The organism is Nonomuraea angiospora, from assembly GCF_014873145.1.
GTDB lineage: Bacteria > Actinomycetota > Actinomycetes > Streptosporangiales > Streptosporangiaceae > Nonomuraea > Nonomuraea angiospora.
Genome location: NZ_JADBEK010000001.1, coordinates 6363089 through 6385244, shown reverse-complemented (window position 1 = coordinate 6385244; position 22156 = coordinate 6363089). Strand labels below are relative to the sequence as shown.

Here is a 22156-nt window from a genome sequence, read left to right as displayed (position 1 = left end):
GCGTCAGCCTCCGAGGAAGCCGAGGATGTCCCGGTCGCCGCGCTCGCGCAGCCTGCCCAGCACCTCCTCGCGCGCGGCCGTGTCGGGCATCCCGATCCTGGCCCCGATCAGCCGCAGCCCCTCCAGCTCCGAGCTCACGGGAGCGGTGTAGCCGATGAGGTAGAGGGCGCGGTTGACGGGCGGCATCCCGACGGGCGCGGCCGGCAGGTAGCGGGTCAGCAGCTCGCCCCCGTCCGACACGGTCAGGAACACGTGGTCGCCCTCGCTCGCCTTGAAGTCGGCCAGCACGTTGCGGATCGACCCCATGGTCGGCTGGTTGTGCCAGCTGATCACCACGTCACCGGACGGGGTCGAGGCGGTGAGCTGCCCGCCCGGCGCCATCCCCAGGTACGCCGCGAACCCCGTGGGCAGCGGCGAACCGGACCCGCGCAGGTGCTCGGCGTTGACGTCCACCCGGTGCCACCAGCGGCCGTCGCGGGAGCGGAAGCTGCGCCGCGTCTCCGACACGTCCTTGCGCGGCTGGTACGGCTCCGCCTCCCCGGTCGGCGAGGTGCCGGCCACCCGGATCCAGCCCCGCTGCGTCCGCTCGAAGCCCGGCCCGCCCGAGTACGCCCGCACCGAGCTCTCGCTGACGTCGTACTTGGCGGTCAGGTTGGTGACGATCGTGCTCACCGAGGCCTCGCCGCCGGCCCGCTCGATCTCCCTGGCGATCATCTCCCTGATCCCCAGGTATTCGTCGCCGCCCCATCGCGTCAGGCCGTACTTGTTGCGGTCGACCCGGCGGAAGCGCTCGTCGGCGGTGAGCTGGTTGCGGATGCCGACCAGGCTGTAGTCCTCGCCGATGCGCTCCTGGATCTCCTCGGGCGACAGCGGCGCGCCCGCCACCGCCAGCACCGCCTCGGCCTTCTCGTTGATGCTGCGCGGCCACGGCACGACGTGCTGGCCCAGCACGCGAAGCTGCGGCACCGCGAGGATCCACCGCTCGGCCACGTCCTCGCGCACGCCGAGCTGGGAGACCATGGACACCGCCTCGCCGAGCGGCCGCGGCCCGTCGGCGAACAGCTGCCGCGTCTTCTCCCGGAGCTCGTCGGCCCCGCCCGCCACCAGCCACCCGTCGGACTGCTCGTAGCCGGTCAGCAGCGTACGCACGAACCGCCACGCCGGGATCCCCAGCGAGCGCAGCTCGGCCCGGTGCCACGGCACGGCGGCCTGCAGGTCGTCGGCCGGGACCGCGGAGCCGAGCCGGCCGCGCAGCCAGGAGACGTGCGCGACGAGGGCGGAGGCGTCCGGCTTGCCGAGCCAGGCCTCCACGTGGTCGCGCAGGTCGCGTTCGATCTGCCGGATCCGTTCGCGCGTGACCGAGAAACGCTGGGCCAGCTCGTCCAGCGTGGCCCGCTGCGCGGCGTAGAGCCGGTCGCGGGCGATGGCCCGCTGCCGGTCGTCCAGCGCCCCGAACAGGTCGTCGATCGGCTCGGGCAGCGGCCGGTCCGGCCTGGACGGCGCGGGCACGACCTCGGGAGCCGGTTCGAGCAGCCGCTCGAACACGCCGCTGAACAGCTTCTGCACCACGTCCTTGCCCAGCGTCTCCGGCGTCCGCTCGGCCTCGGCGGGGTCGGAGAAGCGCAGCAGGGGGAGGATGTCGCCGACCATCAGATGACCCCAGCAGGCCACGGCGAGGTCGGCCAGGCGGCCGGCCACGGCCGGCGTCCCGACCATGGCGCACGCGCGATCGAGGGGGATCGCCTGCCACCAGGCCTCGGGCAGCTGTGGCTCCTCCACGATCGGCGCGATCTGACCAGGGGAGGTCCATCGCAGGGGTGGCGCGAGGTCGCTCAGGCTGAGGTTCATTGACGTCCAACCGGCAAAGGGAAGATATATCCGCAGTTCAGACTATGTGATTAGAGTGACAAAAACGGGCTGCCTCTTCCGGAATGGGAGATATAGAGCATCGCACGAGCCCGCGTGCAGGCGACGAACAGTATGCTCCGTTCACGTTGCAGGGCACGAGCCCGAGCGTCCGGTTCCTCGGGCGGCGGCTCGGGCACCACGCCCTCCGCCACGCCGATGAGCGCCACCCGCTCGAATTCCAGCCCCTTGAGATGTTGGAACGTCGAGGCCCGTACGTCCAGCCCCTCCAGCGCCCGCCTGGCATCCCGCACGAGCCGCGGACTGCGCGCGCCGACGGCGATCTCATCGGCGGGTACGCCGTCCGCCAGCCAGGACTCGACCGTGCTCCGCAGCCCGGCCAGCTCCGACTCCGGCGTCTCGTAGGCCCTGACGACGGGCCGGTCGCCGTTGCGCGTCGAGTGGAAGCCGTACATGTTGGTCGTGCCCTTGACCAGGCCGCTGGCCGGGCCGCCGCCGCGCAGCCGTACCACGAAGGACAGCAGCTCCTGGGACAGCCGGTAGGAGCGCCGCAGCGTGTGCTGGGCGGCGGGGATGCCGACCGCGCCGAGCGCCACCCGCGTGTCGGTGATCCGCTGGTGCGGGTCGCCGACCACGAACAGGTCGTCGCGCGCCCGCGGCACCGCCGCGCGCAGCAGCCGCCACTGCGACGGGCTGATGTCCTGCGCCTCGTCCACGACGATGTGACGGTACGGCTTGCGCCCCGGGTCCACGTCGTCGAGCAGGCCGCCCGTCGCCAGGGAGAGCAGCCTGAGCGCCTCGTCCGTGAGCTGGGCCAGCGTCCGCGCCCCCGGTCCGACCAGCGCGGGGCGGCGGCCCTCGGCGTCGGCCACGATGCGCAGGGCCAGGCGCTCGGTGTTGCCGACCTCGACCCGCTTGCGGACCACCTCGTCCTCGATCAGCAGGTCCAGCTTCGCCGACAGGTCCTCGGCCAGCGCCTGGGAGAACGTCACGAGCAGCACGGGCCCCGAGCCGTGCGCGGCCAGGTGAGCGGCCCGCTGCAGGGCGACGACCGTCTTGCCGGTGCCCGCCCCGCCCACGACCAGCACCGGCTGCTCGAAGCGGGCGGCCCTGGCCAGCCGGTGCTGCGGCGGGTCGAGAAACGTGCACCAGGCGGGCGCCCCGAGCACCCGGTCGAGCTCCACCTTGTCCGCGACGAACGCCGCCCGGTCGGGGCTGCGGCGCAGCGCCGCGTGCAGGTCCTCGGGGTCGATCGGCCCGGTCTCCTCGTCGGAGGCGCGCCAGGCGTCCAGCTCCCGCCACGCCTCGGCGAGCGTGCCGCCGCGGGCCAGCACGGCGAGCGGGACGTGCTGGGTCGGCGGGAGCAGCGGTTCGAGCGCGGCCACGTCGGCCTCGGTCGTGATCAGCCTGAACAGCGGCAGCGCGTGCACGTCGAGGCCGAGCCCCATCAGGTCGCCGTCGCAGATCGGGTCGAACAGCCCGGACGACCTGGCCGAGCGGCGTAATGCGGGCTCGACGCGTTCGAGCGCCTCGGCGTCCCACTCCTCGACCACGCCGATCACCGGGTTGACCCCGAACCTGAAGCGTCGCGCGTACGACCAGGCCTCGGGGTCGGGCAGCACCGTGCGCAGCCAGTACACCTCCCGCTGCCGCACCACCACCCCGCGATGACCCTCGGCCAGCCGCAGCGTCGCGACCCGCGGATCCCGGCAGCCCCTGACCCGCTGGGGGTGCGGGGCGCCGGCCACGTTCAGCAGGAACCTGCGCAGCGCGACAACGGCGTCCCTGCGCACCGGCTGGGCCAGTGCGCTGAGCTCCCTGGGAAACTCAGGGCCGATCGCGAGCCGCGGCACCGGCTCAGTCCAGGAGGGCGAGCAGGTCGCGGTCCCCGCGTTCGCGGAGCCTGGTGAGCAGGTCGGGGAGCGCGACCGGTCCCGTCATGCCGATCCTGGTGGCGATCACCCTGGCCGCCTGATCTCGGGTGCCGCCCGGGGCCGTGTACCCCACCAGCCGGAGCGCCTTGGTGATCTTCTCGGCGCCCTGCGCGGCGACCGGGAGGTGCCTGGCCCTGAGCACCCCCTCGTCCGACAGCGTCAGGAACAGGTGCCCGCCCTCTCGCGCGCCCACGTCCACCAGGAGGCGTTCGATGGATTCGAGCACCGGCTTGCCGTGCCACGTCATGGTCAGCTCGCCCGCGGCGCTCCTGACCGTCCGGCTCTCGCCCGGGGACAGGCCCAGGTACGAGGCGAACCCCGTCGGCAGCGCGCACTCGCCGCCGGCCAGCTGCTCGGCCGTCACGTCGATGCGCAGCCACCAGCGTCCGTCGGGCTGCCTGAAGCAGCGCCTGGTCTGCGAGACGTCCTTCAGTGGCTGGTACGGCTTGTGCTCCCCGGAGCCGCCGTTCGACTCCTCCACCTGCGGGGCGGCCGGGGTGAACGCCTGGAACTGCGGCGGGCCCGGGGGAGGGGACGGCGGCAGCTGCGGCGAGCCGAACGCCGACTGCGGCTGCAACTGGGGCTGCGGCTGGGGCTGGGGCGACAGCGTCGCCAGCACGAACTGCCAGGCCGGGACTTCCAGGGCGCGGATCTCCACGTTGTGCCAGTCGGCCGCGCCGATGAGCTGCTCCTTGCGGGCGGCCGGGCCCAGGGTCTTGCGCAGCTCCTCCAGATGGGCCCGGTACGGGGCCGCCTCCTCGCTCGCCAGCCAGTGGTCGAGCCGGGTACGGAGCTCGTCCTCGGTGGCGGAGATCTCGGCCGGGGGGACGGCGAAGAGCTTGGCCAGCTGGTCCACGGCGGAGGGCTCGTCGGTGAAGACGCGGTTCTGGGCCACGGCCCAGCTCTTGTCGTCGAGCCCCGCGAACGCGGCCTCGATGAGGTCCGGCAGCGGCTGCCCGTCCTGCTGCTGCGACGGGGCGGGCTCCGGCTCGGGCGCCTCGGCCCCTTCCGGCGCCTCCTGAGCCGCCGCTTCCAGGACGGCCACCTCCTGAGCCGGGACCTCCTGGGCGGGCGCCTCCTGGGCGGCCGGTTCGGGGACGGGCTCCTCGGCGGCGTCGAGCACGCGCTGCGGCTCGGACTGGGGCTCGGGTTGCGGCTCGCGTTCAGGCGCCTCGCCGGCGTCCGGCGCGGCGTCGAGCACCGGCTCAGCGCCCTCGGACGCACCCTGCTCCGCAGCGACGCCTTCGGGCTCGCTCTCGGGCGAAGCGGCGGCCTCGGGCGCCCCCTCGTGCGAGACGGCCTCGGGCACATCCTGCTGGGGGGCGACGGCCTCAGGCTCGTCGTGCTGGGGGGCGACGGCCTCGGGCTCGTCCTGCTGGGGAGCGGCATCCTCGGGCGCGCCCTCGTGGGACGCGGCGACCTCGGGGGCGCCCTCCTGGGGAGCGGCGTCCTCGGGCACGTCCTCGTGTGCCGGGGCGTCCTCGGGCACGTCCTCGTGTGCCGGGGCGTCCTCGGGCACGTCCTCGTGTGCCGCGGCGCCCTCCGGCGTGCCCTCGCGCGGCGCGGCGGCCTGGGGCTCGTCCTCCTGGGGAGCGGGCGCACCCTCGTGGGACGCGACGGCCTCCTCGTCCCTCGGGTGCTCGGCCTCGGCGGCGTGCGGGGCCTCGGCGGGCTCGGGAGCGGCCGCGCCCTCGTCGGGCTCGGGGTCGTCGATGACGGAACCGGCGGGGACGAAGTGGGCGTCGGGCTCGGGGTCGTCGATCACCGACCCGACGGCGGCGAACCGGACCACGGGGTCGGGCTCCTCGACCGGCTCGGGGGCCCGCTCCTCGGCCACGGGCTCCGGCTCGGCCGTGCGCGGGTGCGCCAGACGCACCAGGACCGCCGAGAACAGCGTGTTCAGCACCGGCCGGGCCTGGATGAAGGGCTGGTCCACCAGCTCCCTGCTGGTCAACGTCAGCAGCCCGGCCCACGATCCGGCCCGGTCGAGGGCGATCGCGACGGCGGGCTCGTCGGCCTCCTCCGGGTCCAGCACGTACAGCGCCGGCAGGACGTCACCCACCGCCGCCGCGGGCCAGTGCTCCAGGGCGATCTCCGTCAGCAGCTCGCCCAACGACTCGGGGCCGATGGCAGCCAGGACGTGTGGCATGGGCAGACTGCGCCACCACGCGTCGGGCAGCTCAGGCTGCCCGGTGAGCAGCGTGATCGTCGTGGCGTCGCTCCACCTCAACGGTGGTACGAGGTCGCTCAGGCAGAAGTTCATCCCGTTCCGTTCACCAGCCCCTCACGCCGCCGCAGCGGTGCAGCCATAATCTCGCCGCCCACGGAACAGACCATAGTCCGGCAAATCAGCCCTACGCATCATGTACTACGCATCAACGCCGAACAGCGGCAAAGCGTAGACGCACGTAGTCGGCCATCCAGCCAGTCTCCCTGCGAAGCGCGGGCGCGGCCAACTCGTTCACGCGATGAAGCAGGGGCTCCACGATCTCCGGCGGGAGTCCTTCGAGCACCGACGAGGCGAACATGCGCACCCAGTCGGCGGCCCCGCCGGGGCACTCGTCCAGGGGGGTCGGCCGGTCGAAGTATTCCAGCAACCTGACGACGAAGCCCTCCTGCTCCAGGCGGCGGGCGTACTCGGCAGGCGAGGGAAAGTACCACGGGAGATCGGGTTCGCGCAGGCCGTACTCGCGCCAGGCCGTCAGCATCGCGGCGGTCAGCTCGGCGCAGTTGCCGGCCCCGCCCATCTCGGCGACGAAGCGCCCGCCGGGCGTCAGCGCCTCGCGCACCCGGGCGATCACCAGACCGGGGTCGCGGCTCATCCAGTGCAGCGCCGCGTTGGAGAACACCGCGTCGTACGGGTTCACGACGTTGAAGTCGTGCCCGTCGCCGACGATGAAGTTGATCCCCGGGTACTGCGCGAGGGCCTTTTCGATCATCGCGGGGGAGCCGTCGATGCCCAGCACGTCCGCGCCCCTGAAGGCGATCTGCGCGGTGAGCACGCCCGTGCCGCAGCCGAGGTCGAGCACCCGCTCGCCGGGACGCGGATCCAGCAGGTCGACCAGTGGCGCGCCCTGAGTAGAGACGTAGCCGAAGCTGCTGTCGTAGGCGCGACTGTTCCACCGCTCCAAGCTCGGTGTGTCATATCGCAAGACGATCAGCTCACATTCGATCAGACAACGGGCCCCCCTGGCCGTGCTGTCTGCTCACTTTAGAGCCTGAACGTCCCTACGACATATCAAGTCACATGGGACTCATCCGACACTCTTGGTCCATTCCCGGTTGAGATACGCCTTCGCCGCGTCTGCCTGCGGGATTGTCATGAGGACCGGCGGGCCCGGAGCCTTGGGAAGTTTCGCGGCCTGCTCGGCGTCGAGCGTGCCCTTCATGATCATCGCCTCGCTGCGCGCCGGGCGGGCGAAACCCTTCTGGAAGAGGTTCTGGCCCTCGTTCGAGAACAGGAACTCCTGCCACAGGCGGGCCGCGGCCGGATGCGGGGCCGCCTTGTTGATGGCCTGCATGTGGTAGCCGCCGAGTGGCGCGTCCTTGGGGATCGTGACCTTCCACGCGTCGGCGTGGGCGGCGCTGCGGGCCGCGTTCAGGTGGTCCCAGGCGATGACGGTGTTGGCCTTGGCCAGGTCGGTGAGCCGCCCGGCCTGCTTGAGTTTGGCGAACAGCGCCACCCCCTGCGACGGCTGCGGCACGCCCGAGCGCATGGAGGCGGCCATCACGCCGTCGAACGCCCCCTCCGACCGCAGCGGGTCGCCGTCGAGCGCGACCCGGTAGCCGGGATTGAGCAGGTCGGCGAAGGAGGCCGGGGGCTTGACCTCGCGCGGGTCGTACCCGATGGACATGTAGCCGCCGTAGGCGGCGTACCAGGCGCCGGCCGGGTCCTTGACGTCGTCGGGCAGGTCCTGCCAGACCTGCACCTTGTACGGGGCGAACCGGTCGGCCCCGGAGACGGCCGCGTCCAGGGTCAGGTCGAAGACGTCGGGCTTGAGCTGCGCGGCGGCGTCCAGCTCGCGCTTGCTGCCGGCGGTCGGCTCCAGCTCGTTGACCTTGAGCCCGTACTTGTCGGCGAACGCCTCGATGATCTCGCCGTAGTTGACCCAGTCGTGAGGCAGCGCGATCACGTTGAGCTGGCCCTCACGCTTGGCCGCCTCGACCAGCCGGTCCATGGTGGCGAAGCCGGCCTTCATGGAGCTCGCCTGGACGTTGACCGGCGGCAGGTTCTTGGGCTGGGCAGAGGTGGAGTGGGTGGACGACGCGCCGCATCCGGCGCTGGCGAGGATGGCTGCTGCGGCGGCGCAGGTACGTACAGTCACACAACAAATACTTACCGTTACATTCGTTCAGGTCGAGGAGGCGCGGCCGGAACCACCTTGGCGGCCACCAGCGTCTCTTCCGGTATCTCCACCACGGTGCCGTCTCTTTTGCGAACTTTGAGTAGTCCGTTCTCCCACGACACGAGGATGCCCACCGCATCTCGAAATCCCCCAGGAACGCGCCTGCGGGTGGTGATGCGTGCACCTATATCCTGACTTGTGATCGCGATGATGAGACGTGCGGCCACGACTTTGCCACCCTCCGTTTCGGCCAGCTGGCAAGCACGGCAATACTAGGGCGTAGCAAACCGCGGTCAGAGTCATGCCATGGTGCGGAGAAGAAGGAGCTCGAGGTGACCTACGTCATCGCGCAGCCTTGCGTGGACGTCCTGGACAAGGCGTGCATCGAGGAGTGCCCCGTCGATTGCATCTACGAGGGCGAGCGCATGCTTTACATCCACCCCGACGAGTGCGTGGACTGCGGCGCGTGTGAGCCTGTATGCCCCGTCGAGGCGATTTTCTATGAGGACGACCTTCCCGAGCAGTGGAAGGACTTCTACAAGGCGAACGTGGACTTCTTCGAGGACCTCGGCTCGCCCGGTGGCGCCTCGAAGGTCGGCAAGATCGAAAAGGACCACCCGGTGGTGGCAGCCCTGCCGCCGCAGGGTGAGGACCACTAGACGATCCTGTCACGCCGTACACGGGGGCATCCGGTTCGGATGCGCCCCGTCGGCGTGCGCTTTTTGAGTACGGCGACCGACAACCCTGGAGAACCGTGAACAAGTTGCCCGACTTCCCCTGGGACCGGCTGGAGCCGTACAAGGAGCGCGCGCTCGCACATCCCGACGGCATCGTCGACCTCTCGATCGGCACGCCCGTCGATCCCGTGCCGCGGATCGTCCAGGACGCTCTCGCGGGGGCGGCCGACAGCCCCGGTTACCCCTTCACGCACGGCACCAAGGCGCTGCGCGAGGCCGCGGCCGGGTGGCTGCGGCGCAGGCACGGTGTCACCGTCGACCAGCAGGACGTGCTCCCGCTGATCGGCTCCAAGGAGTTCGTCGCCTGGCTGCCCACCTACCTGGGCGCGCGGCGGGTGGTCTTCCCCGAGCTGGCCTACCCCACCTACGACGTGGGCGCCCGGCTGGCCGGTGCCGTGGGCACGGCCTCCGACAGCACGCTCGCGCTCGGCCCCGAGCGCGTCGACCTCATCTGGGTCAACTCCCCGGGCAACCCCACGGGCCGGGTGCTGCCCGCCGAACACCTGCGCAAGGTGGTCTCCTGGGCCCGCGAGCGCGGCGCCGTGGTGGCCTCCGACGAGTGCTACATCGAGCTCGGCTGGGAGGCGGAGCCGGTCTCGATCCTCCACCCCGACGTCTGCGGCGGCTCCCACGAGGGGCTGCTCGCGGTCCACTCGCTCTCCAAGCGCTCCAACCTGGCCGGCTACCGCGCCGGGTTCGTGACGGGAGATCCCGTCCTGGTCAAGCGGCTGCTGGAGACGCGCAAGCACGCGGGCATGATCATGCCCCAGCCCGTACAGGCCGCCATGACGGTCGCGCTCGGCGACGACGAGCACGCCGACCGGCAGCGCGAGCTGTACTCCGCCCGCCGCGCCCTGCTGCGGCCCGCGCTGGAGCGGGCGGGGTGGCACATCGACCATTCGACGGCCGGGCTGTACTTCTGGGCGTCGAACGGGCAGAGCGCCTGGGATCAGGTCGGGAAGCTTTCCGAAATCGGCATTTTGGTCGCGCCGGGCGAGTTCTACGGATCGGCAGGTGAGCGGCACATCCGCATCGCGGTTACCGCGACTGATGAGCGGATCGCTGCGGCGGTGCGCCGCCTCCAGTAGGATCGCCCGTCATAGCCGGGCAATCCGGCTGATACGCATAAATTGATAAGGGCTTTTGCCGAGGCAGACCGCGAGTGGAGCGAGCTGATCGATGAGCATGACCTCCATGGTCGTACTCGGGCTGAGCATCGCCACCGTCCTTCTGCTGCTTGGGGCTTTTCTGGCCACCATGCGGCAGGACAGGAAGGGCCGTACGAGCGCGCCGCCGGTCGAGGTCGCCCCCGTCGAGACCCCGCTGCCGGCGCCGGTGATCGCGCCCGGGCATGCCGGCACCGACTACACCGACCCTCGCACGATCCGGGTCGGCGACCGGATCGAGGTGCACGGGTCCCCCCGCCGGGTGCTCGGCGCGATGTTCGTCTCCTGGCAGGGGCAGCAGTGGGTCGAATACCTGCTCAGAGACAGCGCCCGCCGCTTCCAGTGGCTCTCGGTCGAGGCGCACGAGGGTGATTCGCCCCATCTGGAGGTCCAGCTCTGGACGGACGTGCCCACGCAGGGGATGGTCCCGGCCAAGAGCACGCTGGTCATGGAGGGCGTGGAGTTCTCCCCGATCGAGCGGGGCACGGCGGCGTTCCGGAGCGAGGGCGACACCGGCCATCCCGAGCGGGGCCTGCTGGACTTCGCGGACTATCGCGCCTCGGACGGGCGGCTGCTGTCGTTCGAACGCATCCAGGGGCAGTCGTGGACGGCCAGTTACGCCCAGCCCCTGCCGCCGGGCTCCATCACCATCGTCCGCCGCGCCTCTTAGGAGAGCTCGACCTCGCGGGTGCCGGCCTTGCCGCCGGTCTGCCAGCTCTCGAGCTCCACGTCGTTCTTCCACGTCGCCCCCGCGAACCCGACCTGGCGTAGCGCGTACTTCTGCGAGTAGGAGACCGACCAGGCGGCGATCAACCAGCCCCGCCGCTCCGAGGTGACGGCCGTGCTGCCGAGCGCCCTGGCCAGCTGCTTGCGGGCCTCGGCGGTACGGGGCTGCGGCGCCGGGGTCTTCTTGCCCGGCGGATACCAGCAGTGGACGGCGCGCGGGACCCGCCCGGTGAAGGCGGCGGCGAGCAGTTTGGCCTCCTCCTCGTGCTGCGCGTACGCGTAGCCGCCCGCCGAGCGCTGCACCTCCTGGGCCGCTTCGGCCAGCGGCATCTTGCGGTAGTTCTTGACCTTCTCCAGCGCGGCGAAGAACTTGTTCGTGGCGTAGACGGGGTCCATGAGCTGCTTCTTGCTGCCCCAGCCCTGCGACTCCCGCTGCTGGAACACGCCCACCGAGTCACGGTCGCCGTAGTCGAGGTTGTAGATCTTGGACTCCTGGAGCGCCGTGGCGTACGCGATCACGACGGCCCGCTCGGGCAGCCGGCGGCGGGCCGCGACGGCCGCGATGGTGGCGGAGATCTCGGCCTGCTCGAAGTCGAGATAGCGCTCGCCCAGCGGGGTGCGCACGGTGCAGTGCGGCTCCGGCGCCACCGCCAGCGGCTTGGTCTTCTTCAGCAGGTGGAACAGGCCCACGGAGATGCCCACGGCGAGCACGATGACGATGATCGCGATGGTGATGACTCCACGGGAGAAGCGCAGGCGCACCCTGAAGAACCTACCCGTGGCGGATAAGCTCCGTGGCCATGAGTGACGTGAGCACCACCTCAGCGATTTCCCCGGTGGTGGACGAGTTGTGGGAGCGCCGGGCGGAGCTGTCGCCGGCCGACGCCGAGGCGCGCCGGCTGATCGTCGGCGCCGTCGACCTGCTCGACAGGGGCGAGGCCAGGGCCGCGCGCCTGGAGGGTGGCGAGGTGGTCGTGGACGAACGCGCCAAACGGGCCATCCTGCTCAGCTTCAAGGTGCTCGGCATGGCGCGCTCGCAGGTGGGCGACTTCCAGCATCACGACCGGGTCCCGCTCAAGAGCTCGCTCGACGGCGTGCGTGTGGTGCCCGGCGCGATCGCCCGCTGGGGCTCGTACCTGGCGCCCGGGGTGGTGCTGATGCCGTCGTTCACGAACATCGGCGCGTACGTGGACGAGGGGACCATGGTGGACACCTGGGCCACCGTCGGCTCGTGCGCGCAGATCGGGAAGAACGTCCACCTGTCGGGCGGGGCGGGCATCGGCGGCGTGCTGGAGCCGCCCAACGCCGTGCCGGTCGTCGTCGGCGACGGCGCGCTGATCGGCAGCCGCTCGATGATCGTCGAGGGCGCCCGGGTGGGCGAGGGCGCGGTCGTCGGCGCCGGCACGATCCTGTCCGGCTCGATCCCGGTGATCGACGTGCAGACCGGCGAGGAGCTGGCCCGCGGCCACGTCCCTGCGTGGTGCGTGGCGGTCGGCGGCACCCGGCAGAAGGAGTTCCCCGGCGGCACGTTCGGCCTGCCGTGCGTGCTGGTGCTCAAGCGCCTGGAGCCGGGGCAGCGACACGACAAGGCGGCGCTCAACGACGTGCTGCGCGAACACGGAGTGAACACCTGATGCTTGATCTCACACAGGACGTACGCGCGCTGACCGCGGCGATCGTGGACATCGAGTCGGTGAGCGGCGACGAGCGGGCGCTGGCCGACGCGGTCGAGGTGGCGCTGTCCGCGCTGCCGCACCTCAAGGTCGACAGGTCGGGCGAGACGGTCGTGGCCCGCACCGAGCTGGGCAGGTCCGAGCGGGTGCTGATCGCCGGGCACCTCGACACCGTCCCCGTCGCCGCCAACCTGCCCAGCCGGGTGGAGGGCGACCTGCTCTACGGGTGCGGCACGTCCGACATGAAGGCCGGCGTGGCGGTCGCGCTCAAGCTCGCGGCCACCGTCCCCGCCCCCAACAAGGACGTCACGTACGTCTTCTACGACTGCGAGGAGGTCGAGGCCGAGCGCAACGGCCTCAACCGCGTGGCCAGGGACCACCCCGACTGGCTGGCGGCCGACTTCGCGGTGCTCATGGAGCCGACCGACGGGACGATCGAGGGCGGCTGCCAGGGCACGCTGCGCGCCGATGTCACCGTCAGGGGCAAGCGGGCCCACAGCGCCAGGTCGTGGTTCGGGGTCAACGCCATTCACGGGATCGAGCCGGTCCTGGCCAGGCTGAACGCGTACGAGGCGCGGCTGCCGGTGGTCGACGGCCTCGAATACCACGAGGGCCTCAACGCCGTCGGCGTCCGGGGCGGGGTCGCGGGCAACGTCATCCCCGACCTGTGCGTGGTGTCCGTCAACTACCGGTTCGCTCCCGATCTGACGGTCGAGCAGGCGCAGGAGCACGTACGCGAGGTCTTCGACGGGTTCGAGGTGAGCTTCGTGGACGCCGCGCCCGGGGCCAGGCCGGGGCTGACGCACCCGGTGGCGGCGGCCTTCACCGCGGCCGTCGGCGGCACGCCGCGCGCCAAGCTGGGCTGGACGGACGTCGCCCGTTTCTCCGCGCTCGGGGTGCCCGCCGTGAACTACGGTCCCGGGGATCCGAACCTGGCGCACCAGCAGGGCGAGTACGTGTCGCTGACGAAGATCGTCGAGAGCGAGCGGGCCATGCTCGACTGGCTCACAAAATGAAAGTGGCCTTCCTCGCCGGCCATTTGGCGGGGAAGACCACTTTCAGTCCCGAGCAGCACCCTCGTCCGTTAGACGCAGGGGGGTCGAAATCCGGTTCCCTGGTTTTTTCAAGATTTTTTAGAGGCGGGGTTCACCGGCCTGACCTGCGGTGTTCGCGCTCAGGACGCCCATCCCGCCCGAAGAGGGCTAGCGTGACCAGCATGGAACAGTCACGTCCTGAACGCCGTCAGGGCCAGGCGGTCGTACGCGGCCGCCTGGTGCCCAGCTCCACGCACGACCAGCGCCTGCTCGCCCGCCAGGGGTCGTCCGACTGGGTTCACATGGACCCGTGGCGGGTGCTGCGGATCCAGGCCGAGTTCGTGGAGGGGTTCGGCCAGCTCGCCGAGCTGCCGCCGGCGGTCACGGTCTTCGGCTCCGCCCGCACCCCCGACGGGACGCCCGAATACCGGCAGGGCCGCGAGCTCGGCCAGGCGCTGGCCGAGGCGGGCTACGCGGTGATCACGGGCGGCGGCCCGGGCGTCATGGAGGCCGCCAACCGCGGCGCGAGCGAGGTGGACGGCGCGATGTCGGTCGGGCTCGGCATCGAGCTCCCGTTCGAGCAGCGCATGAACGACTATGTCGACCTCGGCATCGAGTTCCGCTACTTCTTCGTGCGCAAGACGATGTTCGTCAAGTACTCGTGCGGCTTCATCGCCCTGCCCGGCGGCTTCGGCACGCTGGACGAGCTGTTCGAGGCGCTGACGCTGGTGCAGACCCACAAGGTCACCTCCTTCCCCGTGGTCCTGATGGGCTCGGAGTTCTGGGGCGGGCTGCTCGACTGGATCAAGGGCACCCTGCTCGGCACCGGCAAGATCGCCCCCCAGGACCTCGACCTGATCACCGTCACCGACGACGTGAACGAGGCCGTGCGCATCATCGTGGACGCCGACCTGGCCCGCTCCAGGCAGCGCGAGGAGGAGCTGGAAGCCGCCGCGGCCCAGTTCGCCGAGCCCCAGTAGGCTTCCCCGATGTGAATATCTGCGTCTTCTGCGCCTCCAGCCTGAACATCGACAAGAAGTACATCGACCTGGCCGGACACGTGGGCGCCGAGCTCGCCAAGCGGGGCCACACCCTGGTGAGCGGCGGCGCCACCGTCTCCTGCATGGGCGCGGTCGGCTCCGCGGCCCGCGCGGGCGGCGGACGCACGATCGGCGTGATCCCGCAGGTGCTGGTGGACATCGAGGTGGCGGACGAGGAGTCCGACGAGCTGATCGTCACCACCGACATGCGCGAGCGCAAGGGGATCATGGACGCCCGCTCCGACGCGTTCCTCGTGCTGCCCGGTGGCATCGGCACGCTGGAGGAGCTGTTCGAGATCTGGACCGCGCGGGTGCTCGGCATGCACGACCGCCCCCTGGTGATCCTCGACCCCTGGGGTCTGTACGACCCGCTCAAGCAGCTGATGAACCACCTGTACGACGAGGGCTTCACCCGGCCCGACGTCTTCGACGCGATCTCCTGGACCTCCACGGTGGAGGAGGCGTTCGCCCACCTGGAGGCGCGTGCGCAGCCGGTCCGGCCCAGCGTCGCCGAACTCGGCGAGGCGGTCGGCTGACCGGCGCGCTCACCGCCCGGAGAGGCACGGACTGCGGCAAGTGCGGGACCTCATGCCCCGATGGTGTGAGTACGATGCCAATGTGCTGGTCATTCTCGCCATCGCCGCCATCGCCATCTTGGCGTGTGTGGTCTTGGTCTCCCTCGGTAGGGGCGGTGAGCTGACCGAGTTCCCGCCGGATGTGCCGCCCCTCGACCTGCCCGAGCCCGGACAGCTGACGGCGGTCGACTTCATGGCGCTCCAACTGCCGGTCAACCTGGTCGGCTACCACACGGCGAGCGTCGACGAGACCCTGCGCAGGGCCGCCAACGCGATCAGCGCGCGTGACACGCGGATCGCGGTGCTGGAGCAGCGGGTCTCCGAGCTGCTGTCGAGCCGGTTGCACGCGCGCCAGGAGATCTACGCCGCGCCGGGGGCGGGGCTGCGTACCGACCACGCGCCCGAGGCCCCGGCGGTGGCGCGCGAGCTGCCGGAGTCCGGCGATCCTGTGGAGGTGAGCGGCGCCACGGTGTCCTGGGACGGCACGCCGGACCTGCGGCGGGCGCCGGAGGAGCCGGAGTGGCGGATCCCGCCGGGCGACGGCGAGCAGGCAGCCCCGGACGACAAGGCCGAGGCCGAGTCTCCCCACAGCGAGGCCACCGCGCCCGAGACCACAACGCCCGAGGCCACAACGGCTGAGGAAGCCGCTGCCGTTGTGAAGCCGTCCGCCGACGAGCAGCCGGAGGAAGATCCGGACGAGAAGCCCGACGAGACCGTGAAAGCCGAGACAGGCGAGGTCGCCGAGCCGGTGGGTGAGTCCAAGGACGGCGCGGAGGCCACACCGGCCGCCCCGCAGGGCAAGGACGGGGACCGGCGCCCGTGACCGAGCTGATCCGCTGCTCCTGGACGGGCATGGCGGGCAACGCCGCCTACATCGCCTACCACGACGACGAGTGGGGCCGCCCGCTCACGGGCGACGACGCGGTCTTCGAGCGAGTGGCCCTGGAGGCGTTCCAGTCGGGCCTGTCGTGGCTGACGATCCTGCGCAAGCGGGAGAACTTCCGCGCGGCCTTCGACCGGTTCTCGATCGTCAAGGTGGCCGCGTACACCGAGCAGGACGTCGAGCGCCTGCTCGGCGACGAGGGCATCGTGCGCAACCGGGCAAAGATCGAGGCCGTGGTCGGCAACGCCAGGGCCGCCATGGACCTGTCCGAGGGCCTGTCGGACCTGGTGTGGCGCTACGCCGACCCGGACGCGCCCGTGCCGAGGAGCATGGCCGACGTGCCCGCCACCACGCCCGGCTCCAAGGCGCTGGCCAAGGAGCTGAAGAAGCACGGCTTCAGGTTCGTCGGCCCGACCACGGCCTACGCGTTGATGCAGGCCATCGGCCTGGTCAACGATCACATCGAGGGCTGCGTGGCCCGTTCGCGCTGAGCCCGAACTCGAAGGTGTGGGTCGCGCCGAGCGACCCGCCGAGCTCGACGGTCACGGCGGTCGGCTCCCCGGCCCGTGCCGTGACGGTTTCGTCCGCCCTGATGAGCCCGCGCACCGGGTGGCCGAGCGTGATCGTCACGACGTCCACCGTCCGGCTCGGGTCGGCCACCGCAACGGCCACCCGCCCGCCGGCGCGCCGCACGATCACCACGCACGGCGCGTCCACCGCGATCTCCCCGATGGTCCCGGCCGTCCAGAACACGGCCGCGAGCAGCCCCCGCGCCCGCACGGCCTGCAACTCGGCGGTGTTGGCGGCCACCCGCACGGGACGCCGCCCCCGGTACCTCCGCGTCTGCTCGCGCGCCGCGCCCGGCAGCACCGTGTACGCGTAGGAGGCGTTCACGGGGTTGACGCCGTGGTCGATCCAGAGGCTCGCGTAGCGCCGCGTGACGGGCTCGACCGCGCCGCCGGTGTCGTCGCCCGCGTTGATGTCGCGCCACCTGCCCGTACGCGTCTCCACGGCGCACTGAGCGCCGTCCAGCACGTAGCCCGCGACTCCGGGCAGGTGCGCCCAGCCGTCGCCGACGTGCGGCGTCGCGTCCGTGGCGCGGTTCTCCACCACGGTCACCACCCGGCGCCCGTCCGAGCCGGTGATGCCGCTGCCGAGCGCCACCACGGCCGCGTCGAGGAAGAACCACGACTTGCGCGCCCGCAGGCTCACGCCCTCGCTCGTCACCTCCATGACGGCGGCCCCGTACCGGCCGCCGAGCACCGCGCCGCCGGCCCACGCGCCGGGCGGGCAGTGGGCGCGGAAGGAGAGGTCCGCGCGCTCGCGGTCGTCGACGGTGGTCCCGGGCAGCCGATACGGGTCCACCGTCGGCCAGAAGTCCTCTCCGAACTGGCCCAGGTCGCTCGTGTAGAGGTAGGTCATGCCGTCGCCGGTGTACCAGCCGTGCAGGTTCTCCCCGTTGATCGCCTCGTACGCGGCGATCCGGCGTGACGACAGGCTGAGCGCGAACGACCAGGTGGGCCGCCGGTGCACGATCCGGTCCATCGAGGGGAACACGAAGTGCCCGATGGGCCCGGGCGCGGCCTCGACGCTCCCGTCACGCAGCACCGCGACCGCCCGCCGGGTCTCCGGCACGTCCGCGTGCTCCAGGTACGGGCGGGCCTTGCCGCGCTCGATCCACCCCTTGGCCAGCTCCTTGAACCGGCCGGCGTACGGCTCGGGCGCGCTCCCGGCCAGCAGCAGGACGGCGCCGATCAGGCCGTGGCCGGCCACGGCGTCGGAGAACGCCTGCCGCGTGGCCGCCCGCCCCCTGACCGTGTCCATGAGCAGCCCGTCGTGGACGAACGGCGCGTACGACCGCTCGACCGCGTCCAGGACCACGGGCAGGCCCGGATCGCGGACCTGCCACGGCGAACCGCCCAGGAGCGCGAGCGCCTCGGCGACCGCGACGAGCAGCGACAGGCCGTAGGAGCCGGTGTAGGCGACGCACTCGTGCTGGATGAACGACCCGTCGCGGTAGAAGCCGTCGCCGGACTCGACGTGGCGGAACACGCTCCTGAGCCCGCCGTCGCGCACGTCCGACAGGCCGTCGCGGGCCAGCGCCAGCTTGTCCGCGCTGCGCCCCGCGATGCCGCGGAAGGCGACGATGGAGGCCTTGTCGGCCCGGTTGGCGCCGCTCTCGCCCGCCTGCGGGTTGCCGGTCCGGCGGTCGGCGTCCGGGCAGAACCGGTCCACGGCCGCCAGGTAGGCGTCGAGCCTGGCGGCGTCGAGCCGGTCGCCGAGCAGCACGCACAACCGGCTCAGGTGGGCGGGCGTGCCGATCTCCCAGAACCACCAGTTGCCCGTCTCGGGGAGCCGCTCGTTGTAGTGGCGCTCGTGGAGCACGTCGAGCGCGTCCACCAGCCGGGCCGCTACGGCGTCGTCGCCGTGCTGCGCGGTGCCGGGCGTGGCCCAGGCCGTGGCGATCCGCCGGAGGCGGCCGTAGCTGCCCGTGACGTTGCCGGGGCCGCCGGCGGGCGGCAGGTCCGGCCAGAGCGTTCCGGGCGCCATCGAGGCCAGCAGGCCGCCGGCGGCCTCGCTCAGCCTGGCCAGCGGCCCGGCGTAGACCGGGTCGGAGACGTCGATCCCGCCGCCGGTGAGCAGGCCGAGCGCGCCCGCGCGAAGAGCGTCGAACGCCGCGAGCTCCTGCGCGGCGAGCTCCTGCGCGGCCGGGTTCGGTGCGCGAGGGTCCGGTGCGCGAGGGTCCGGTGCGCGAGGGTCCGGTGCGCGAGGGTCCGGTGGGGGCGTCACTCGGCGCGGAACGTCGGGCGTTCCTTGGCGAGGAAGGCGCGGGTGGCGTTCAGGTGATCCAGGGTGGCGGCGCACTCGTCCTGGAGGTCGGCCTCCATGGCGAGCGAGTCGGTCAGCGAGTGGGTCGCGGCGTAGGCCAGCGCCCGCTTGGTGGCGGCGTAGGCGAGGGTCGGGCCGTGCGCGAGGCGTACGGCCAGCTCGTGGGCGGTCTTCAGGACGTCGTCGGCGGGCACCACGCGCGTGACCAGGCCCAGCTCCAGCGCTCGGGCCGCGTCGAGCGGCTCGCCGAGCAGCAGCAGCTCGGCCGCGCGGCCCTGACCTACCAGGCGCTGCAGCGTCCAGGAGGCGCCCGAGTCGGGCACCAGGCCGATGCCGGCGAACGCCAGCGCGAACTTCGCCTTCTCCGAGGCCACCCGCAGGTCGCAGGCGAAGGCCAGGGACGCGCCCGCGCCCGCGGCGACGCCGTTGACCGCGGCCACCACGGGCTTGGCCATGGTGGTGATCAGCTCCACGATCGGGTTGTAGTGGACGCGGACCGTGTCGGCCAGGCCGCGACCCGCCTCCAGGTTCTCGGCGTGCTCGCGCAGGTCCTGGCCCGCGCAGAAGGCCCGGCCCGAGCCGGTCAGCAGCACGGCCCTGATCGCGGCGTCGCCCGCCGCGCGGCGCAGCGCGCCGAGGAGCGCGTCCTTGGTCTCGGCGGTCAGCGAGTTCATGGCGTCGGGGCGGTCGAGCGTGATGGTGGCGACCGTGTCGGCCACGTCATAGCGGATCAAAGTAACTCCCTCTCGACGAACGCGGCGGCCGCGGGCAGCAGCCGGGCGGCCTCCTGCTCGAAGTACGCCCTGGCCTTCTCGCCCGGCCAGCCGGAGGGCAGCAGCTCGGGCGGCAGGCCCGGGTCGCGGAACAGGAAGTTGCGCCAGCCGTGCACGAGCCTGCTCCTGGTGGCGAACACCTGGTCCGCCGGTGCCCTCTCGGGCAGCGTGCTGATCAGCGTGACAGCCTCGGCGAGCCAGAGCTCGTACGCCTCGCCGATGGCGGTCAGATCCCACGCCCTGGCCACCAGCTCCCGCGGGTCGCCCTCCAGCGCCGAGTCGAACCTGTCGGCCCGCACCCCCTCGCCGTCGAGCAGGTTGTCCAGCTCGATCGACGAGCGTGGACCGATCCACGTCGTCTCGGACAGGGCCGCGTACCCGAGGAACGCCAGATCGGCCCGCAGCCGCTCCCTGCGCGGCCGCTCCTTCACCGGCGCGAAGACGATCAGGTGCCACCGGCCGTGCCAGGTCAGCGTCCCGGCTCGGTAAATTCTGAGCGCGGCCTCGTCCAGGCGTCTGCCGCATTTCGGCGTCAGCCCGTAGCCGGCTCCCTGCGGTAGTTTCACCGGCTGCAGCCACCCTTGCCGCACCATTCGTGACACGGCGGTGCGGACGGCGGGAGCGGCTATTTCCAGGGGTTTCATGAGCCTCACGAGCGAGGCGACGGACGCCTGTCCACCGCGCGGGCGCAGGTGGTCTCCATAGAGATCGAACAGAGCGGCGCGAGCGTGCACGAAGTCCAGTTTGGACGTCATCGCACGGCTCGACAACGCATTCTGGGAGGAGATCGTTACCCATGAGCGCTCTCGATGCGGGAGAATAGGACATCACAGAAGACGTGAATGCGCCGACCACCCCCCACGGGCGGTCGGAAATCGCGGGCCGCGGGAGCCCAAGGCAGGAAGGGATGCACGCATGGCGGCGATGAAGCCGCGGACCGGCGATGGTCCGCTCGAGGTCACCAAGGAAGGGCGCGGCATTGTCATGCGGGTTCCCCTGGAGGGTGGCGGCCGGCTCGTCGTGGAGATTTCCGCCGACGAGGCGAAGGCGCTCGGCGAGGCGTTGAAGAACGTCGTCGGCTGAGAGCTCCCGAAAGACCACCTGTTCCACGACCCTGGCGTAATCCGGCGCCAGGGTCGCTGACGTTCGAGGAGAGAATCCGTGCCCATTGAGACCACTGCGTCGGTGGTCGCCCAGGTTCCCGACGGAGCCGAGCTGCTGGCCGTTCCCTTTGACTCCGCCCTCAGCCCCGAGGTCGAGCTGCACCTGCCGGTGTCCGACCTGCTGGCCCACTACGAGGCCAAGGGGGAGGCGGGGGAGATCGTCGAGGTTCCCGTGGCACGGGCCGGCGGTGTCGGCCGCGTCCTGCTCTACGGAGTGGGCGACGGCTCGCCGCGTGCCCTGCGCAAGGCCGGCGCCGCGCTCACCCGCAGAGCCAAGGGCAGGGACACGCTGACCGTGGTCGCGCCCGAGGGCGACGTGGCGGCGTTCGCCGAGGCGGCGCTGCTCGCGGCGTACTCGTTCAAGATCGGCAACGGCGGCAAGAAGCCGGTGCGGGCGCTGGCCTTCGCGGGTGCGGACGCGGCGCAGGTGCGGCGCGCGCAGGTCGTGGCGCAGGCGGTGGCGCTCGCCCGTGACCTGGCCAACACCCCCTCCTCCGTCAAGAACCCCGCGTGGCTGGCCGAGCGGGCCGCCGAGGTCGGGGTGCCCGCGCGGATCTGGGACGAGGAGCAGCTGCAGGCCGACGGGTTCGGCGGCATCCTCGCGGTCGGCAGGGGCTCGGCCAGCCCGCCCCGGCTCATCCAGCTCTCCTACACCCCCGCCGAGCCCACCGACCGGCACGTGGTGCTGGTGGGCAAGGGGATCACGTTCGACTCGGGCGGGCTGTCGCTCAAGCCCAACGAGAACATGAAGACCCAGAAGACCGACATGGCGGGCGGCGCGGTGGTGATCGCCGTGCTCGGCGCGCTGGCCGAGCTGGGCGCTCCCGTACGGGTCACCGGGCTGATCGCCTCCGCCGAGAACATGCCCTCGGGCACGGCGCAGCGGCCCAGCGACGTGATCAAGCATTACGGCGGGCGCACGGTCGAGGTGCTCAACACCGACGCCGAGGGCCGGCTGGTGCTGGCCGACGCCCTCGCCTACGCCGACGCCGTCCTCGATCCCGACGAGGTCGTGGACATCGCCACCCTCACCGGGGCGATCACGGTGGCGCTCGGCCGCAACGTCGGCGCCGTCTACGCCTCCGACGACGCGCTGGCCAAGCAGCTCCTGGACGCCGGGCAGGACAGCGACGACCGGCTGTGGCGGATGCCGCTGATCGAGGACTACGCGCCCGCGCTGGAGTCGTCGATCGCCGACCTCGCCAACGTCGAGGCCGGGTCCAGGTTCGGGGCCGGGTCGATCACGGCGGCGCTGTTCCTGCGGGAGTTCGCGGGGCGGCGGCCGTGGGCGCACCTCGACATCGCCGGCGTCGGCCGCAGCACGGTCGACGAGGGCACGCTGACCAAGGGCGCCACAGGGTTCGGAGTCCGCCTCCTGCTGGAGTGGCTCACCCGCGCCTAGCCCGCTCAC

At 71.8% G+C, this 22156-nt stretch carries 21 protein-coding genes; 11 read left to right on the top strand and 10 right to left on the bottom strand.

Annotated elements, in window-relative coordinates:
* Window positions 1-3: 3 nt before the first annotated feature.
* The 6 genes from H4W80_RS28770 to H4W80_RS28740 form a co-directional block, all read right to left on the bottom strand.
* Window positions 4-1848 carry a sigma factor-like helix-turn-helix DNA-binding protein gene (locus tag H4W80_RS28770; protein WP_192787939.1) on the bottom strand — a complete coding sequence of 615 codons (1845 nt, stop codon included), beginning with the start codon at window positions 1846-1848 and terminating at the stop codon, window positions 4-6.
* A gap of 50 nt (window positions 1849-1898) precedes the next feature.
* A complete protein-coding gene (locus H4W80_RS28765; RefSeq protein ID WP_192787938.1) occupies window positions 1899-3719 on the bottom strand; it encodes a UvrD-helicase domain-containing protein in 1821 nt (606 codons plus the stop codon).
* A 4-nt stretch (window positions 3720-3723) separates the two neighbouring features.
* Window positions 3724-6063, bottom strand: coding sequence for a hypothetical protein (locus H4W80_RS61165; RefSeq protein ID WP_225963716.1), 2340 nt, complete (start codon window positions 6061-6063; stop codon window positions 3724-3726).
* Window positions 6064-6175: 112 nt separating this feature from the next.
* Window positions 6176-6952 carry a class I SAM-dependent methyltransferase gene (locus tag H4W80_RS28750; RefSeq protein WP_192787935.1) on the bottom strand — a complete coding sequence of 259 codons (777 nt, stop codon included), beginning with the start codon at window positions 6950-6952 and terminating at the stop codon, window positions 6176-6178.
* A gap of 102 nt (window positions 6953-7054) precedes the next feature.
* On the bottom strand, window positions 7055-8125 hold the full coding sequence (locus H4W80_RS28745) for an ABC transporter substrate-binding protein (RefSeq protein ID WP_318787103.1): 1071 nt from the start codon (window positions 8123-8125) through the stop codon (window positions 7055-7057).
* 17 nt (window positions 8126-8142) lie between these two features.
* Complete coding sequence (locus tag H4W80_RS28740) at window positions 8143-8373, bottom strand: putative acetyltransferase (protein WP_192787934.1); 231 nt, start codon at window positions 8371-8373, stop codon at window positions 8143-8145.
* A 105-nt stretch (window positions 8374-8478) separates the two neighbouring features.
* Between H4W80_RS28740 and fdxA the strand changes: the two genes are divergently transcribed.
* The 3 genes from fdxA to H4W80_RS28725 all read left to right on the top strand — a co-directional run bounded on the left by fdxA (window position 8479) and on the right by H4W80_RS28725 (window position 10719).
* Window positions 8479-8805 (top strand): ferredoxin, encoded by a 327-nt coding sequence (gene fdxA, locus H4W80_RS28735; protein WP_106240826.1) that lies wholly within the window; start codon window positions 8479-8481, stop codon window positions 8803-8805.
* Window positions 8806-8900: 95 nt separating this feature from the next.
* A complete protein-coding gene (gene dapC, locus H4W80_RS28730) occupies window positions 8901-9971 on the top strand; it encodes a succinyldiaminopimelate transaminase (protein WP_192787933.1) in 1071 nt (356 codons plus the stop codon).
* Window positions 9972-10062: 91 nt separating this feature from the next.
* A complete protein-coding gene (locus H4W80_RS28725; protein ID WP_225963715.1) occupies window positions 10063-10719 on the top strand; it encodes a DUF4178 domain-containing protein in 657 nt (218 codons plus the stop codon).
* On the opposite strand, the gene H4W80_RS28720 is transcribed toward H4W80_RS28725, so the two are convergent.
* On the bottom strand, window positions 10716-11537 hold the full coding sequence (locus tag H4W80_RS28720; RefSeq protein ID WP_318787102.1) for a hypothetical protein: 822 nt from the start codon (window positions 11535-11537) through the stop codon (window positions 10716-10718). The two genes, H4W80_RS28725 and H4W80_RS28720, sit on opposite strands and share 4 nt — an antisense overlap.
* Before the next feature lie 38 nt (window positions 11538-11575).
* Here H4W80_RS28720 and H4W80_RS28715 point away from each other — a divergent pair, with 38 nt between their 5' ends.
* The 6 genes from H4W80_RS28715 (at window position 11576) to H4W80_RS28690 (ending at window position 16471) form a co-directional block, all read left to right on the top strand.
* A complete protein-coding gene (locus H4W80_RS28715; RefSeq protein ID WP_192787932.1) occupies window positions 11576-12409 on the top strand; it encodes a 2,3,4,5-tetrahydropyridine-2,6-dicarboxylate N-succinyltransferase in 834 nt (277 codons plus the stop codon).
* Window positions 12409-13464 (top strand): succinyl-diaminopimelate desuccinylase, encoded by a 1056-nt coding sequence (dapE, locus tag H4W80_RS28710; RefSeq protein WP_192787931.1) that lies wholly within the window; start codon window positions 12409-12411, stop codon window positions 13462-13464. Before H4W80_RS28715 ends, dapE begins: the two co-directional genes overlap by 1 nt.
* Before the next feature lie 200 nt (window positions 13465-13664).
* Window positions 13665-14462: an LOG family protein gene (locus tag H4W80_RS28705; protein WP_192787930.1), complete on the top strand. Its 798-nt coding sequence runs from the start codon at window positions 13665-13667 to the stop codon at window positions 14460-14462.
* An 11-nt stretch (window positions 14463-14473) separates the two neighbouring features.
* A complete protein-coding gene (locus H4W80_RS28700) occupies window positions 14474-15058 on the top strand; it encodes an LOG family protein (RefSeq protein ID WP_192787929.1) in 585 nt (194 codons plus the stop codon).
* Between the two features lie 82 nt (window positions 15059-15140).
* Window positions 15141-15920, top strand: a complete 780-nt coding sequence (locus H4W80_RS28695; RefSeq protein WP_192787928.1) for a hypothetical protein — start codon at window positions 15141-15143, stop codon at window positions 15918-15920.
* Window positions 15917-16471, top strand: coding sequence for a DNA-3-methyladenine glycosylase I (locus H4W80_RS28690; protein ID WP_192787927.1), 555 nt, complete (start codon window positions 15917-15919; stop codon window positions 16469-16471). Before H4W80_RS28695 ends, H4W80_RS28690 begins: the two co-directional genes overlap by 4 nt.
* Here H4W80_RS28690 and H4W80_RS28685 read toward each other — a convergent pair.
* From H4W80_RS28685 to H4W80_RS28675, 3 genes are read right to left on the bottom strand one after another with little or no spacing between them, the layout of a single operon-like run.
* Window positions 16431-18770 carry a polysaccharide lyase 8 family protein gene (locus H4W80_RS28685; protein WP_192787926.1) on the bottom strand — a complete coding sequence of 780 codons (2340 nt, stop codon included), beginning with the start codon at window positions 18768-18770 and terminating at the stop codon, window positions 16431-16433. The genes H4W80_RS28690 and H4W80_RS28685 overlap by 41 nt on opposite strands.
* Window positions 18767-19543 (bottom strand): enoyl-CoA hydratase-related protein, encoded by a 777-nt coding sequence (locus tag H4W80_RS28680; protein WP_192787925.1) that lies wholly within the window; start codon window positions 19541-19543, stop codon window positions 18767-18769. The genes H4W80_RS28685 and H4W80_RS28680 overlap by 4 nt, the downstream gene beginning before the upstream one ends.
* A complete protein-coding gene (locus H4W80_RS28675; protein ID WP_225963714.1) occupies window positions 19540-20337 on the bottom strand; it encodes a PaaX family transcriptional regulator in 798 nt (265 codons plus the stop codon). The genes H4W80_RS28680 and H4W80_RS28675 overlap by 4 nt, the downstream gene beginning before the upstream one ends.
* Before the next feature lie 160 nt (window positions 20338-20497).
* On the opposite strand from H4W80_RS28675, the gene H4W80_RS28670 reads away from it, so the two are divergent.
* Both H4W80_RS28670 and H4W80_RS28665 read left to right on the top strand, forming a co-directional pair.
* Entirely contained in the window at window positions 20498-20665 is a 168-nt protein-coding gene (locus H4W80_RS28670; protein WP_020545024.1) for a DUF3117 domain-containing protein, read from the top strand.
* A gap of 78 nt (window positions 20666-20743) precedes the next feature.
* Window positions 20744-22147, top strand: a complete 1404-nt coding sequence (locus H4W80_RS28665) for a leucyl aminopeptidase (RefSeq protein ID WP_192787924.1) — start codon at window positions 20744-20746, stop codon at window positions 22145-22147.
* Window positions 22148-22156: the final 9 nt, after the last annotated feature.

What these genes read in the sequence shown, in the direction of transcription:
- H4W80_RS28770 (WP_192787939.1), bottom strand. Translation starts at nt 1,848, where the DNA reads ATGAACCTCAGCCTGAGCGACCTCGCGCCACCCCTGCGATGGACCTCC.
- H4W80_RS61165 (WP_225963716.1), bottom strand. Translation starts at nt 6,063, where the DNA reads ATGAACTTCTGCCTGAGCGACCTCGTACCACCGTTGAGGTGGAGCGAC.
- H4W80_RS28725 (WP_225963715.1), top strand. Translation starts at nt 10,063, where the DNA reads ATGAGCATGACCTCCATGGTCGTACTCGGGCTGAGCATCGCCACCGTC.
- H4W80_RS28715 (WP_192787932.1), top strand. Translation starts at nt 11,576, where the DNA reads ATGAGTGACGTGAGCACCACCTCAGCGATTTCCCCGGTGGTGGACGAG.
- dapE (WP_192787931.1), top strand. Translation starts at nt 12,409, where the DNA reads ATGCTTGATCTCACACAGGACGTACGCGCGCTGACCGCGGCGATCGTG.
- H4W80_RS28705 (WP_192787930.1), top strand. Translation starts at nt 13,665, where the DNA reads ATGGAACAGTCACGTCCTGAACGCCGTCAGGGCCAGGCGGTCGTACGC.
- H4W80_RS28675 (WP_225963714.1), bottom strand. Translation starts at nt 20,337, where the DNA reads ATGACGTCCAAACTGGACTTCGTGCACGCTCGCGCCGCTCTGTTCGAT.
- H4W80_RS28670 (WP_020545024.1), top strand. Translation starts at nt 20,498, where the DNA reads ATGGCGGCGATGAAGCCGCGGACCGGCGATGGTCCGCTCGAGGTCACC.